The organism is Undibacterium sp. Jales W-56, assembly GCF_025548535.1.
Taxonomy (GTDB): domain Bacteria; phylum Pseudomonadota; class Gammaproteobacteria; order Burkholderiales; family Burkholderiaceae_D; genus Undibacterium.
This window is the reverse complement of record NZ_JAJLQW010000003.1, coordinates 232,958-248,415: the sequence shown is the minus strand read 5'-3', so window position 1 is coordinate 248,415 and position 15,458 is coordinate 232,958. Positions and strand designations below refer to the sequence as shown.

At 49.2% G+C, this 15,458-nt stretch carries 10 protein-coding genes; all 10 read left to right on the top strand.

Annotated features, from left to right (window positions below; all coding sequences use genetic code 11):
* The first annotated feature begins 404 nt into the window (after positions 1-404).
* The 10 genes from LPB67_RS10265 (at position 405) to LPB67_RS10220 (ending at position 15,061) form a co-directional block, all read left to right on the top strand.
* Complete coding sequence (locus LPB67_RS10265) at positions 405-1,328, top strand: transglycosylase SLT domain-containing protein (protein WP_262837076.1); 924 nt, start codon at positions 405-407, stop codon at positions 1,326-1,328.
* Between the two features lie 12 nt (positions 1,329-1,340).
* Positions 1,341-2,150 (top strand): PEP-CTERM/exosortase system-associated acyltransferase, encoded by an 810-nt coding sequence (locus LPB67_RS10260; RefSeq protein WP_262837075.1) that lies wholly within the window; start codon positions 1,341-1,343, stop codon positions 2,148-2,150.
* 43 nt (positions 2,151-2,193) lie between these two features.
* Entirely contained in the window at positions 2,194-3,621 is a 1,428-nt protein-coding gene (locus tag LPB67_RS10255; protein WP_262837074.1) for a hypothetical protein, read from the top strand.
* Between the two features lie 175 nt (positions 3,622-3,796).
* Positions 3,797-4,669 (top strand): PEP-CTERM sorting domain-containing protein, encoded by an 873-nt coding sequence (locus LPB67_RS10250; protein WP_262837073.1) that lies wholly within the window; start codon positions 3,797-3,799, stop codon positions 4,667-4,669.
* A gap of 208 nt (positions 4,670-4,877) precedes the next feature.
* Complete coding sequence (locus LPB67_RS10245) at positions 4,878-6,275, top strand: TIGR03013 family XrtA/PEP-CTERM system glycosyltransferase (RefSeq protein ID WP_262837072.1); 1,398 nt, start codon at positions 4,878-4,880, stop codon at positions 6,273-6,275.
* A 25-nt stretch (positions 6,276-6,300) separates the two neighbouring features.
* Positions 6,301-8,406 (top strand): XrtA/PEP-CTERM system histidine kinase PrsK, encoded by a 2,106-nt coding sequence (gene prsK, locus LPB67_RS10240; protein WP_262837071.1) that lies wholly within the window; start codon positions 6,301-6,303, stop codon positions 8,404-8,406.
* Entirely contained in the window at positions 8,403-9,755 is a 1,353-nt protein-coding gene (gene prsR, locus LPB67_RS10235) for a PEP-CTERM-box response regulator transcription factor (RefSeq protein ID WP_262837069.1), read from the top strand. The genes prsK and prsR overlap by 4 nt, the downstream gene beginning before the upstream one ends.
* Before the next feature lie 51 nt (positions 9,756-9,806).
* Positions 9,807-11,399: an acyl-CoA ligase (AMP-forming), exosortase A system-associated gene (locus LPB67_RS10230; protein WP_262837068.1), complete on the top strand. Its 1,593-nt coding sequence runs from the start codon at positions 9,807-9,809 to the stop codon at positions 11,397-11,399.
* Complete coding sequence (locus LPB67_RS10225; protein WP_262837067.1) at positions 11,396-12,631, top strand: pyridoxal-dependent decarboxylase, exosortase A system-associated; 1,236 nt, start codon at positions 11,396-11,398, stop codon at positions 12,629-12,631. Before LPB67_RS10230 ends, LPB67_RS10225 begins: the two co-directional genes overlap by 4 nt.
* A 210-nt stretch (positions 12,632-12,841) precedes the next feature.
* Entirely contained in the window at positions 12,842-15,061 is a 2,220-nt protein-coding gene (locus tag LPB67_RS10220; protein WP_262837066.1) for a hypothetical protein, read from the top strand.
* Positions 15,062-15,458: the final 397 nt, after the last annotated feature.

Sequence of the window (15,458 nt, the reverse complement as noted above, 5' to 3'; positions counted from 1 at the left end):
AATGCACTGCAGAATTAGGATTTACGCAAACCGGCAAGCTGCTTACTACCGTTCACATTGAATCCGCAGGCTGGATGCGGCTCGCAGAAGCATTTCACGCCAGCAGGCGCACCCGGCTTGCGGTTTCGTTTTAATCTCCCTGCCTCATGGAAGCAATTCCTCTTGTTTTTCTACGTGTCCCCCGCGTCCTGATGGTGGGAGGTTTCAGTTTGTGCGTCAGCCGTAAGAATCAGACAGATTGGAATTATATTAATATAGTTATCTTTTTTGCACTGCTTTATCTTGTTTTAGCTGTAGTATATAAAACAATAACATTCAACTTCAACATTTTGATATTCAAAGAAACGACTAATTCCATCATCGCGGCAGATTGTGTTGAGGTACTCAATCGGTAGAAATAGCTTATGCTCGCTCGCTTAATTTTATTTTTCTTTGTTTTGCTGTCGATGGCTTGCATCGCCTCGGCAGCAGAGAGCTTGCCCGAGACCGCATCTGCAAGCGCTGTGGATGCAACGGATGGACCTGCATTGACGGCGATGGCTGCCAGATATGAGCATGCAGAAGGTGTGCCCAGAGATTATCAATACGCATTAAGCTTGTATTGTGCCGCTGCCAGAATGGGCGATGCTGATGCGCAATATGCGATGGGTTGGATGTATGCGAACGGTCGCGGGGTCGCGCGAAACGATGCCACCGCCGCGCAGTTATTTCAAGTCGCGGCAGAACAGGGGCATGAATTGGCACGCAGGATGCTCAACAATATGTCAGGGCAGGATGTCTCTGCGTTGCCAGCGTGTCTCAATCTTGAAAGTCTCAATCCTGAAATAGCCCATACTGACGAAAAAAAAGCGCCGCTTTTCTTACCTAAATATCCTAAAGGCAGGGTTTCTCAATTAGTGGAAAAGTGGGCTCCCAGATATTCCATCGATGCGGATCTTGCGCTCGCCGTCATTTCAGTTGAGTCCGGTTTTAATGAGCAGGCCCTGTCGCCCAAAAACGCTCAAGGTCTCATGCAACTGACTCCCGATACTGCACAGCGCTTTAGTGTAAAAAATGCTTTTGATGCAGAGGACAATATTAAAGGAGGTCTTTCTTACTTGCGCTGGCTATTGGCCCTCTTTAGGGGTAATGTCACACTGGTCGCCGCTGCATATAACGCCGGAGAGCGTGCCGTAGAAAAATACCATGGTGTGCCGCCTTACCTTGAAACCATCGATTATGTGCAAAGAATCAATCGCCTGTATCAAAAATCGACACACCCATTTCAACGCAATATCGTTGATGCATCTTCTGTAGTGATGCGCCCCACCCGCAACGGTAAACCTTAAACCGGAAGGCACATGCTGATTAAGAGATTACTTGGCAAGCGGGATATTCTGGTCCCTTACTTTAATTTCCGTAAGGAATTAAGCGGGAATATTGAATCGGTCCTCCTGAAAGAAATATTTCAACTGCGCTATGAAGTGTATTGCCTGGAATGTCATTTTCTGCCGACTGAAGAATTTCAAGACGGGCTGGAGAGCGATGAATTTGACGACTGCTCTACGCATTTTGCAGCGTTTACGATGGATAACCACATCGTTGGCACGGTTCGTCTGGTGCAACCAACTGCCGATTTAAATTATCCGTTCGAGGGACACTGCAGTGTTTTTGACGACTACGTCATGCCGGCAAGAGCGAGCGCCGGGGAAATATCGCGTTTAGTGGTACGTAAGTCGCATCGTCGTCGTAGAGGCGATTCGATGGAAGGCGTATCCAAAGACTTCCTGGAAAAAGGGAGTCCCGCATCCATCCAACCCCATCCGGCCGGTAAAAAACGTGATGGCAATAGTCCTTTATTGCTATTGGGTCTGTATCGGGAGATGTATCGTTATAGCCGTAAAAATGGCATCCGTTATTGGTATGCCGCAATGGAGCGTTCATTGGCAAGGTCGCTCGATAAAATGGGATTTCGCTTTGTCCCGATTGGACCGCAAACCGACTATTACGGCCCGGTTACGCCCTTTGTCGTGGATTTGGATGAATTAAACGAAAGACTGCGTAAAGAAAATAAATTTCTGGCAGCCTGGTTTAATGACGAAAAAATACCCTATAGCGTGATTTTGAGGACGATGGCCGAAACTCTTTTGCAGCAAATGAAGAAAAAATAAACAGATTCAATGGCGAATTCAAACTTCTTGAAAAGTAAAAAAGATGAATGCAATTTTTGCCAAATTAAGCCGGAGGATAATCCGCTACCAATTAACCAGGATAACGCCTGACCGGCTGATTCAGTTAAGCAAGAAAAAACTGATACGGGCGTTTCGCCGCGCTGCCCTATCCTCACCCGCCTATCAAATCTTGCTACAAGAAAATGCCGTTTTAAGTAATGCTATCAACACGGTCGACGATTTTGTTCAGCGCTGTCCAATTCTTGAGAAGTCCAATACATTTCGTCGATTTCCAATCAATCAATTAATCGCAACTGATGTCGATAAGTCGCAACTGGCTTCCATACTCACGAGCTCGGGTCATGGCAGCAATGGTTTTGCCATCGGGCTCAGTACCAGAACGCAATTGAAATCGACAGCATCTTTGATCGATATGGGGCTGGAGCTAGCTTTTGATATCGATAGCCACAAGACTTTATTGATCAATTGCCTGCCGATGGGAGTGACATTCCAATCGAACACCGTGTGCGTGGCCAACGTCAGCGTCAGAGAAGATATGGCTTGCGCGATTGTTGAACAGGCCGGCGCATCATTTGAGCAAATCATTCTTTGCGGCGACCCGATTTTTTTGAAAAAGCTATGCGATTTTTCCATAAAAAAGGGCATCGATTGGCGTTCTTACCGGATCAATTTGATTGTGGGAGAGGAAACATTTAGCGAATCTTTCCGAGACTATGTAGCCGCCATATTGAACGTCGATATAGACAGCCAGAACGCCGGCTTGATAGGCAGCTCGATGGGTGTGGGAGAATTAGGACTGAATTTGTTTAACGAGACCAGAGAAACGATTGCACTACGCCGGGCCTGCATGCGTCAGCCTGATTTGCTCATCGATCTGTTTGGTGAAAACGCCGCAAGCGCACCGATACCTTCGTTCCTGGTATTTAATCCTCTGCGTACCTTCGTTGAAGTCATCAATGCGGATGAGTATGGCAACGGTGATTTACTGGTCACGATGCTCGATACCGATATTCCAATTCCCTTGATGCGCTATAAGACAGGCGACCGGGCAAAATTGATCAGCGTCGCCGAGTTAACAAAAATCCGTCAAAAACTGAAGAATAATGTGGTGCCGCCGTCTTTGCCTGTGATCGCTTTGCATGGACGCGCCAAGGATTATTTACCGAACGGTATGCATCTGGATCACTTTAAACAAGCGCTCTATGCCGATACCGCCATCGCGGCACACATCAGCGGAGCCTTTCGCCTGTCGCTGGTTGACGAGGGTTTGCTTTGGGAAGTTCAGTTGCAGTTTGGAAATGACATTTCGGCTCAGACAATTTCATCCAGCCTTCAAAAGACATTGGCCCCAACAAAAATAAAAATTAACACGACATGCTATTCCTACAGTGATTTTCCGTATGGAAAAGTATTGGATTACGAGCGCAAGTTCGTTTATTGGCCGGGGTAAATATTTTATGTCGACCATTTTTACATAGGCAGATTTTGATTGTCTTTTGGGCAAATAAAAAATTAGTTTTTACTATTAAAATCAATTGCTTAGGTTTTGTAGAAACATCTGGCACGCCTCATGCTTATAGGTACACGTCGAGAAGTAATTTGTACCTAATTAAAGGGGAGTTCAAATGAACATGAAAAAAATTTCAAAGGCTGTTGTTGCTTTAGCTTTGGCTGCCGGCGCAGTTGGCTCAGCAAGCGCGCTCAGTTTGACCGCAGGTGATTTAAAATTCACCTTAAATAATTATGATTCTGGCACTGTCGGCTATGGCAGCACTCCAGGTTTGGTATGCTCAACGGTCATTGCTTGTGACGCAAAAGGCGCTATTCCTGCAGTGAATAGTTATGGGGATGATACTTGGGGTATTTTTTCTGTAACGAACATCACCAAGCTTTCAACTGGCACGACAATTTGGACTGCGGGTCCAGGTGATTATCTGACGGGGCTTTTCGGCGGCTTGCAGGATTATGCGGTCAATGTCAGTTCGGTGGATCCATTTACCGGCTTGCAAAATACCACTACCTTTTCTCATGGCGGTTGGGTGAACTTATATTCCAATGCCACCGACTGGAATCCTGCGTTAGGACCTGGTGGTCGCACTGGCATACAAACATATACCGGGATTACCGGTGGTTCACTGGTGGTGTCTGCTAAGTTTAATCCGGCTGTCAACGGCACGCCATATGGCGCTTCCGGAACTTATCAATCGAAATACGACAACACCAGTTTGGCGGGTAATGGTCAGGGGTTTCTCGATGTAACCGGTGGTGCATGGATGGCGCAGCTTGACACCAACACATTCGCTGATCCTTTTGGAGGTATGCACGATTTATTTTTATCAACTACTTTTGACGACGCCAATGGTGCGGCTTCGAAACTGGGTTGGACGGTATCGTCAGTCTCTCAGGTAAAAGCCAATGCGATCCCAGAGCCCGCATCACTCGGTTTGCTGGGTTTAGGTCTGGCTGGTTTGGCTAGCCTTCGTCGTAGAAGAAAATAAGCCAAGTCGATCTTGGTAAAAGCTGCCTGGTGCAAACCAGGCAGCTTTTTTGTTTATATCGGTCTGATGTCTGTTGTGAAATAGCTATTTTCCGGCGGTTAAAACAAGTCGAATTAAGCACTGTGAAAATTATCAAAAATATAGTATTCTGTCATACAAAGAATGTTATTTTTACAATAAAAATTATTTGCCTGGTCGTGGAGTGCCGATGTTCAGGATTGCCAATCATCATGTATCGCTGATCACATCAATTCTTCTATTGATTGAGTTCAGTATTGCGCTCGCTTCTGTTTACCTGGGTGCCATGATCCGCGCATTAGACAGTGCGTTCCCTTTTTCCGAAAAATTTGAAAATTTCTTCGGTACGGCCTTGGTATTAGCATCGATCGTTATTTTTAGTATGAGCGCCTTGGGGATGTATCAGATTAATTTCCGTGAGGGGATTAGAAATACTTTTTTACGGCTCATGCCGTCCTTGGCGCTGGCGCTCATTTTAATTACCCTCACTTTTTATGTGTTGCCTAGCTTATTTCTCGGTCGAGGCGTCCTGGGTATTGTTCTGGTGATCACCGCCATAGGAATTTTAACGGCCAGGGCGCTTATTTTTAAAACTTCTGAATCAGGTCTATTGCGGTCAAGAATTATTTTCTTGGGCTCGGGTTCTTTGGCCAAAGAATGTTACGAGCTGGCATTGACTAATACGGCTCACCATGAATATGAGATATTGGGATTTGTTTCAGTAAAAGATGAAATATGCCAAGTACCGGCCACCCATCTTTTATCATCGGAATTGAGCCTCAGTTCAGTCGCGGAAAAATATCATGCGGATGAGATCGTAGTGGCGGTGCAAAATCGTCGCGGTGCGCAGTTTCCGATTGATGATTTATTAGACTGCAAATTAAATGGTGTGAAAGTGATTGATGCATCAGCATTTTTTGAGCGTGAAGCGTGCCAGATTCGTGTTGAATCCTTGCAGCCAGGCTGGCTGGTTTTTGGCGATGGATTCAATCAAAGTTTTTTAAGACGATTCGGTAAGCAAATATTTGACCTGACGGTCAGCGCCATCATTTTTTTGCTGTCTTCCCCCATTATGCTGGTGACCGCGATGTTGATTTACATAGAGGATCGCGGGCCGATCTTTTATAAACAAGAGCGGGTTGGGAAAAACGGCAAAACCTACATGGTGCTGAAATTCCGGAGTATGGGCATCAACGCAGAAAAAGCGGGGAGTCCGCAATGGGCGGCCAATAATGATCCGCGCACGACCCGCGTTGGAAAAGTAATACGCAATCTCCGCATCGATGAACTGCCGCAAATACTCAATGTATTAAGCGGAGAAATGAGTTTTGTAGGGCCGCGCCCGGAGCGGCCGTTTTTCGTCGATCAGTTATGTAAAGAAGTTCCTTTTTATAATATGCGTCATAGTATCAAGCCGGGCATCACAGGGATGGCGCAAGTGCGCTACGCCTACGGCGCTTCGGTGGAAGATTCTGTGCAGAAGCTCCAATACGATTTGTATTACGTGAAAAATAACAGCTTATTTTTAGATGCTTTAATTTTGCTGGAAACAGTGCAGGTTGTTTTATTGGGTAAGGGAGCTAGATAATGCTCGCTTGCAGAAAGTAGAAGAGATGCTGATTAGCGTTGTTTCACTGAGCTATCTTGTTGCAGCGTTAGCGTTTCTTTTTTTGTCTGTCGTTTTGATGACAAAATGGCGAGGGCGACTTCATTGGAAAGCGCTCGTCGCAGCTTGTATCATTACCACCTCATGGGCGGCAACGCTCGCATTTCACATAGTGTTTGGCCTGCCATTATCCACCTTCGCGAATGCGTTGGAAATTGCACGCAGCGCCGTGTGGATTATTTTCTTATTAATACTTCTTAATCCTCAAACTTCCGGTAGCGTATTCGCCTGGATTAAGGTCAAGCCCTATAAACAAGCAATCCTGATGTTTTTGATGGGATTGTTTTTTGCTACCGTCTATGCGCACTCCACCGCGAATAATCCAGCTAGTGCAAAAATCAGCTTGATCACCGACACATTTGGCCGGGTCGCATTAGCCGTCATAGGCCTGCTCCTGGTAGAGCAGTTCTTTAGAAACATGTCGGATCAAGGGCGGTGGGGAATCAAGTTCGCGTGCCTCGGTATCGGCGGCCTGTTCGCTTACGATTTTTATCTGTACAGCGACGCCATGTTATTTCGCACGATTAATCCTGAGATCTGGGCGGCACGCGGATTAGTTGATGCAATCAGTGTCCCATTGATTGCCATTTCCGTCGCACGTAATCCAAAATGGTCTCTGGGCATTCTCGTCTCCCGCCGTATGCTGTTCCATTCGGCCACCTTATTTGGCGCTGCATTTTATTTATTGGCGATGGCCGCAGCCGGATATTACTTGCGGTTCTTCGGCGGAAATTGGGGGACTGTCATGCAAGTGGCATTCCTATTTGGCGCGGTGATCTTATTAGTCGTGCTGTTATTTTCCGGTTCGGTGCGTGCATGGCTGAAAGTTTTTATAAGTAAGCATTTTTACAACTATAATTACGATTACAGAGAAGAATGGATGCGATTTACCCGGACGCTGTCTATCGGCGGTGACGATTTGGGCGAGCGGGTTATCCGCGCCTTGGCGAGTCTGGTTGAGAGCCCTGCGGGTGTTTTGTTCATCAAGCGTGATTCCGGGCTGTGTGAGCCGGCGAATAACTGGAATATGCCTTTAGGTCATTCGGCTGAACCGGTTAATAGTGCTTTCAGTAAGTTGCTTGAAGAAAAACAATGGGTCGTTGACTTGTCTGAGGCCAACGATCAAACCAATCCTTACGCGGAAGTTGCCATTCCAGAATGGCTGCAAAATTATGTAAGAGCCTGGCTAGTATTGCCATTAATTTTAAATGGCAAGTTATTCGGATTTATTTTGTTGGCGGAAGCCCGCAGCAAAATCAAATTGAACTGGGAAGTGCTGGACTTGCTGAAAATCGCCGGGGTACAAGCGGCTAGCTATCTGGCGCAAGAGCAGTCGGCGAATGCATTGATGGTGGCAAGACAGTTTGAATCGTTTAATCGTATGTCGACATTCATGGTGCACGATTTGAAAAATCTGGTAGCGCAATTATCTTTGTTGTTATCGAATGCAGAAAAGCATAAAGACAATCCAGAGTTTCAAAAAGATATGGTCGATACCATCGATCATTCGGTACAAAAGATGAAGGTGTTGCTACAAAAATTAAGCAGAGGCGCATCGGTTGATAAGTTGGTGGCGATTTCACTGGCGGAATTATTGAGACATGCGGTGGACTCCAAATCTCCTTACGAGCCGACGCCAGGATTAGAGATCGATAGCCCTGATGTAAAAGTTTTTGCCAATTGGGAGCGACTGGAGCGGGTGATTGGACATCTGATTCAAAATGCCATTGAGGCGACGCCTAAGCATGGTGAAGTCAACGTCAAACTCTCGCAGCAAAACCATCAGGCAGTGATAGAAATAAAAGATACGGGCATTGGCATGTCCGAAGAATTCATTCGCGACAAACTCTTCAGCCCTTTTGTTTCAACCAAAGTCGCCGGCATGGGTATCGGGGTTTTCGAAACTAAAGAATATATAGATGAATTGGGCGGGCGGTTGGAAATCATGAGCCGTGTTTCTGTTGGCACGAGTTTCAAGATTATTTTGCCCTGCTATGTTTTAGATGCAATACCTGCATTGCATGATGCTCAAACACAAAAGGTAACATCGTGAGCCAAGAAAAGAAAAAGTTGCTCATTATTGAAGATGACCTTGGGCTGCAAAAACAATTGCGTTGGAGTTTTGACGCATATGAAGTCCTGGTTGCCGGAGATAGAGAGAGCGCGTTAGCGCTGGTGCGTCGCCATGAGCCAGCCGTCGTTACGATGGATCTTGGCTTACCGCCGGATCCCGACGGTGCGACCGAGGGGCTGGCGATTTTGCAGCAAATCCTGTCGCTGGCACCGGACACCAAGGTGATTGTACTTTCCGGTAATCAGGATAGAGAAAACGCCGTAAAAGCGATTGGTCTGGGGGCTTATGATTTCCATCAAAAGCCGTTCGAACCTGAGATGCTGGGTTTAGTCATAGAGCGGGCGTTTTATTTACATGCGCTGCAACAAGATAATCGACGCATGCTGCAAATGCAGGCAGCTTCACCGATGTCGGGCGTCATCAGCCGTGACCCTGGCATGCTCAAGGTGTGCCGGAATATTGAAAAAGTGGCGCCGTCTTCGGCCTCCGTCATGTTATTGGGCGACAGCGGCACAGGCAAGGAGGTATTGGCGCGCGCGCTTCATCAATTGAGTCCGCGGCAAGACAAGCGCTTCATGGCAATCAATTGCGCAGCGATCCCGGAAAACTTATTGGAGAGCGAATTATTCGGTTACGAAAAAGGCGCCTTTACCGGAGCGGTGAAACAGAATTTAGGCAAAATTGAATTGGCTAACGAGGGGACATTTTTCCTCGATGAGGTGGGTGATTTGCCGATGCCTTTGCAAGCCAAACTGCTGCGCTTTTTGCAGGAACGGGTTGTCGAGCGTATCGGCGGACATAAAGAGATTCCAGTCGATGTGCGCATCGTCTGCGCGACGCATCAAAATCTCAAGGAGTTAACCACAAGCGGTCGGTTCCGCGAGGATCTGTATTATCGCCTCAGCGAAATCGTCATCAATATACCGCCGCTCGCCGCACGTGACGGCGACGCAGCCTTGCTGGCGCATCATTTCAAAAATAAATTCAATGCCAAAGAAGGTCGTCCCGGTTTGAATTTCAGCCAGGATGCCTTGGCAGTGATTGAAAGCCATACCTGGCCCGGCAATGTACGCGAAATGGAAAACTGCATCAAGCGTGCAGTGATTATGGCGGATGGTCCGCAGATTACCGCCGACGATCTGGGTTTGTCGTCCGAACCGGTAGAAGAAGCACCGATTAATCTGCGTCAGATACGTGAAGAGGCCGAGCATAAGGCTGTGGTGAAAGCGCTTGCCAGGATGGATGGAAATATTGCTAAAGCCGCAGAGCTCTTGGGTATCAGCCGCCCTACCCTATACGATTTGATGAATCGTCACGCGATTAAATAGGCGCGGGCGCACATCAAATGCCTTCCTTTTTGTGGCTGATCAATTGAGCTTATGAGTCATCTTGTCCATGAACTGATCTTGCACGCAGCACAGCGCACGCCGCATGCTGAAGCCTTGTGTTATCAGGGACAAAGGCTCAGCTATGCGGATCTTGCACAACAGGTCAATACGGTAGCCGAGGCCTTGCCAGGCTTAGATCTGGTGCGGCACGACCGGCTCGCTGTTTTCCTCGAAAAACGTATTGAGAACGTGGTGGCGCTGTTCGCTACGGCTGCCGCGAGTGCCGTCTTCGTCCCGGTCAATCCTTTATTAAAGGCCGATCAGGTCGCCTATATCTTGCAAGATTGCAATGTCAAAATTCTGGTGACCTCGTCCGAGCGTTGTGCCGCGCTGGCACCCGTTTTGAATGATTGCCATGAACTGAAAACCTTGATTATCGTTGGTGCGACCAAACCCGATACCAGTACATTCCATTGCCATGTCGTGTATTGGCAGGATTTGCTGAAGGTAAAATCTTTGCCTGTCGCGCCAAGATGCCGCAGTATCGATAGCGACATGGCAGCGATCCTGTACACATCGGGCAGTACGGGCAAACCCAAAGGGGTGGTCTTATCCCACCGCAATCTGCTTGCGGGAGCGCAAAGCGTTGCAGAGTATTTGCAGAACACCGCTTCCGACCGGATATTGTCGGTCTTGCCCCTGAGTTTCGATTATGGACTGAGTCAACTGACGACTGCTTTTTTGGTCGGTGCGAGCGTCGTGTTGATGAACTATTTAATGCCGCGGGATATTCTCAACGCGCTTGCGGAAGAACGGATTACCGGACTCGCGGCCGTTCCCCCATTATGGCTGCAGCTCGCGCAGCAGCGCTGGCCAGACAGGTCGAGCTTGCGGTATATCACGAATTCTGGCGGCGCCATGCCGGGCGCAACCTTGAGCCGTTTGCGGCAAATTTTGCCTGAGACGGACATCTTCCTTATGTATGGGCTGACCGAGGCATTCCGCTCAACTTTCCTGGCGCCGGATCAGCTCGATAGCAGGCCGGATTCGATCGGTAAAGCGATCCCCAATGCGGAAATCCTGGTACTCAGACCTGACGGCAGCGAATGCGCCGCTGATGAAGCAGGCGAGCTGGTACATCGGGGGGTCTTAGTGGCGCAAGCTTATTGGAACGATGAAGAAAAAACGCGAGAGCGTTTCCGGCCGATTCCCGGCGCTGTTTCTGGTCTGGTTTTTCCGGAAATAGCCGTGTGGTCAGGCGACACAGTGCGGCGCGATGCGGAGGGCTATCTGTATTTCATCGGGCGAACAGACGATATGATCAAAGTGTCGGGTTATCGCATCAGTCCGACTGAGGTCGAAGAAGTCATCTCCGGTTTCAACCATGTGAGCGAAGTGGCAGCGATCGGTGTCCCACACCCAGAGTTAGGGCAGGCCATCGTGCTGGTGATTCAAGCGGATGAGCCAGGAGCCCTCGATATAGAGGCATTGCGTAAAGAAGCGCAGCGTTGCTTGCCAGCTTATATGATGCCATCGCATATCGCCGTTATTGACGACAATTTGCCGCGGAATCCGAATGGTAAGATAGACCGTAAGCTGTTGCAGTCACGCTTTCACGACCTTTTCGTATCGGTATCTAAATGAAGCCAGCCAAGCCTGTACACGCGACGCAAACCCAATTCGCAGTAATCGATGGCGAATTGCAACTGGGCGGCATGTCGATCCGTCGATTGGCGCAGCGGGTTGGCAGCACCCCTTTCTTTGTTTACGACAGGCAGGCGCTGACTGCCAGAGTCGCGCATGTGCGAGCGCATTTGCCGCAACAGGTATTGCTGCATTATTCGCTCAAAGCCAATCCTATGCCTGCCGTGGTGCAGCACATGGCGGGCCTGGTCGATGGGCTGGATGTGGCGTCTGGCGGCGAGTTAAAAATCGCCCTGGATACGCCGACAGCCGCTGCAAAGATCAACTTTACCGGACCCGGTAAGACGGACGCCGAATTGGCCCAGGCTATCGCCGCGGGCATCGTCATCAATCTGGAATCTTCGGGTGAACTACGCCGGATCGATCGTTTGGCACAGGCCTGCGGTATTCAGGCTAGTGTGATGGTCAGGGTCAACCCGGATTTTGAGTTGAAGTCCTCGGGCATGAAAATGGCTGGCGGCGCTAAACAGTTTGGCGTTGATGCAGAGCTGGTTCCGGCTTTGTTGAAAGAACTGGCTACGGCGCATGTGCATTTTCATGGTTTTCAGATTTATAGCGGTTCGCAAAATTTAAAAGCTGAAGCGATCATAGAGGCGCAGGCCAAGACCTTTGAACTGGCGCTGCAGTTGTCCGGACACGCACCGCACGCGCCGCAATTGATCAATATCGGTGGCGGATTTGGCATTCCGTATTTCCCTGGCGAGTTGCCCTTGGATATTGCCCCCATCGGCCAGCATTTGCATCACTGGGTTGCTCAACTGGCGACGCGCATGCCCGGCACGCGTATAGCGACCGAAATGGGGCGCTATCTGGTAGGCGAGGCGGGTGTGTATATTACGCGGGTCGTGGACCGCAAAATATCGCGCGGACAAGTTTTTTTAATCACCGACGGCGGCATGAATCACCATCTGGCGGCATCCGGCAATCTGGGGCAAGTGATACGTAAAAATTATCCTGTCGTTATTGCCACGAAAATGTATCCGGATGTAACAGAAGTTACTTCCATCACCGGTCCTTTGTGTACGCCGCTTGATTTGCTGGCGGATCAAATGGCGCTTGCGCAAGCCGATAGGGATGATCTGGTCGCGGTATTTCAGTCTGGCGCCTACGGATTAACGGCAAGTCCTAATGATTTTTTGGGTCATGCACGACCGCTAGAAATATTGGTCTAAGCCAACTATTTTGTAACTCTGCTGCAATATTCTTGAACCGGACCGTTAACTATTCCTATCGCACAAAAGTTACTCCAGATGTTTCCCGCCGTGGAGATCAATCTCTTGTTTTGCCGCTATCGATCGACTGGGACAAGAAGCCATTGACATCAATCCGGCGCCAACTATGCTAACTAGGTGTTAATGTTTCCTTCTCGTAAAGCAGCTCCTATGAAGACGCCAGAATATCTTGTCGCCCTAAAACGAATCAACGCATCTCGGATGTTATGTCTGTTCATGATGTCGGCCCTGGTTGCCTGCGGTGGCGCGGGCACGGCCGTTTCTGGTTCTGCACCGCAGAGTCCGGCACCACCTATCTCCTCTATTCCTCCGATTACCGGCACGCCACCCGATGTGCCGACAACGCCCGCTCCTCCGGTCACGACTCCTGATGCCACAGTCGGTTTGATTACCTCGGTCAAGGTGCAGAGCATCGGCGGCGCCGCTCAAAGCAATGTCCCTGTGACTTTTGGCCAGGTATTTGCCAAAGGCGACGTGCCGGCGTCAACCGGTATCAGCGCCAGGCTCAGCGATGGCAGCGTGCTGCCGCTACAGGTGGATCTGAAGGCGAATAATGAGGATGGCTCATGGCGGCACGCGGTGGTTTCCGGCGTACTACCCAAATTGGGGATAGACCAGATTGAGACGATCAGTTTGCTGAAAAGTACCGCACCCAATGCGATACCCGTTGCCGGCACGCCATCGGCCTTGCTGGCAGCAGGTTTCAGCGCTTCCGCTAATGTAACGATTGCGGGGTTAAGCTATTCGGCATCGGCTGACGAACTGCTTAAAGCGGGCAAATATACTCATTGGCTGGCTGGCCCTGTCGTCAATGAATGGCTGGTCTCTGCGCCACTGAAGACGGCGCAAGGGGTTGAGCACCCGCATCTGACTGCGCGCTTTGCGATTCGCTCTTACACCGGGCAAAATAAGGCCAGGGTCGATCTTACCCTGGAAAATAACTGGGCCTATGAGCCGGCTCCGCAAAATCTAACGTATGACGCCCAAATTAAGATCGCCGGTCAAACCGTGTATACCAAGCCGGCATTAACGCATTATCATCATGCCCGCTGGCGCAAAATATTCTGGTGGGGGGGCGAGCCGTCAACGCATATTCGTCACAATACCGCCTACCTGATCGGATCAAAAGCAGTACCGAATTACGATCAGAGCATCGTATTTTCATACTCGTCGTTTACCGCAATCAGAACGCGATTCGCTGGCGCGGCAATAGAGCCTATGGGTAATGGCATGGCTTTGCCCTCGATGCCAAGTCCTGGCGGGCGACCTGACATTGGCCTGATGCCGGGATGGGCTGCCAGCTATTTATTGAGTATGGATAAAGAGGCCAAATTGGCGACCTTGGGCACGGCGGACCTGGCAGGTAGCTGGTCCATGCACTACCGCGATAAGAATACCGACAGGCCAATCAGTTTGCTGGATTATCCGTATATGACGATCTTGGGTAATTCCGGCGATACCTTCAATCCTGCGACCAAAAAGCTCGAAGCCTTCCCGGCCTGCGGCGGCGTATGTACGAATCCGAATATCGCCGATTCCAATCATGAGCCCTCGTTTTCTTATTTGCCTTACCTGGTGACGGGCGATTATTTCCATCTGGAAGAACTCCAGTTCTGGGCCATGTGGAACCTGTTCCAGAGCAATCCCGGCTACCGCGATAACATCAAGGGTTTATTTAACCGTACGCCGGTACGCGGACAAGCCTGGATTTTGCGTACCTTGGCCGAAGCAACATTTATCACGCCTGATAAAGATGCATTGAAGAGCCAGTTCGCCACTTTTCTGGCGACCAATTTAGATTGGTATAACAACGCCTACACCAACAATCCCAAACCCGATAATACCTTAGGCGCTATCTTCGATTTGTATTCGACCGAATACAATCAAAAACGAGGCATCGCGCCCTGGATGGATGATTTCTTCACCTCGGCGGCGGGACGCGCAGCCGAGCTTGGCTTCACGCAAGCATTGCCGCTGCTGAAATGGAAGGCGAAGTTCCCCGTCAGTCGCATGAACGACCCAGCGTATTGCTGGATACTGGGGGCGATTTATTCCATGAACGTCAGGGATTCGTCCACCAGCAGTTACTACACCAATTTAGGACAAGCTTACCTCGCGAGTAGCCCGGCAACCCTCACCGCACTGGCCTGCAACAGTCCGGCGATGGCGGCCAATCTGGGATTGAAGGTCGGTGAAATGACCGGTTATGCTTACGGCACCGAGGGCTTCCCGTCGAATATGCAACCGGCGCTTGCTTATAGCGTGGATGCCGGGGTAGCAGGCAGCGTGGACGCCTGGAAAGTATTCATGAACCGGACCGTCAAGCCGGATTATTCAACCAATCCACAGTTCGCCGTCGTTCCGCGTTAATTTCAAGGCTCCCACCTCGGATGGCATGCAAGCACAGTGTGCTTGCATGCCATTATTTTATTCACGATCGCATTCATTAGAACTTACGCAAAACGATAAATTTCTTGCCATCATCTACATTGAAACCGCATGCTGGATGCGGCTTTCAGAGGCATTTCGTGCCAACAGGCGCACCCAGCTTGCGGATCCGTTTAATATCAATGCCCCATGAAGTCTTTCCTCTTTCTTTTTCTCTGTGCCTCCGTGTCTCTATGGCGTGAGGTTTTGCTTTTTGCGTAAGCCCTATTCATAATTTTGTTTATGATTTTGCTCATGAAACGCCTCGTATATAAATTCACCGGACCAGATCATATTTGTTTATAATTTAATACTAAAATAATATGTCGGTGAACGCACG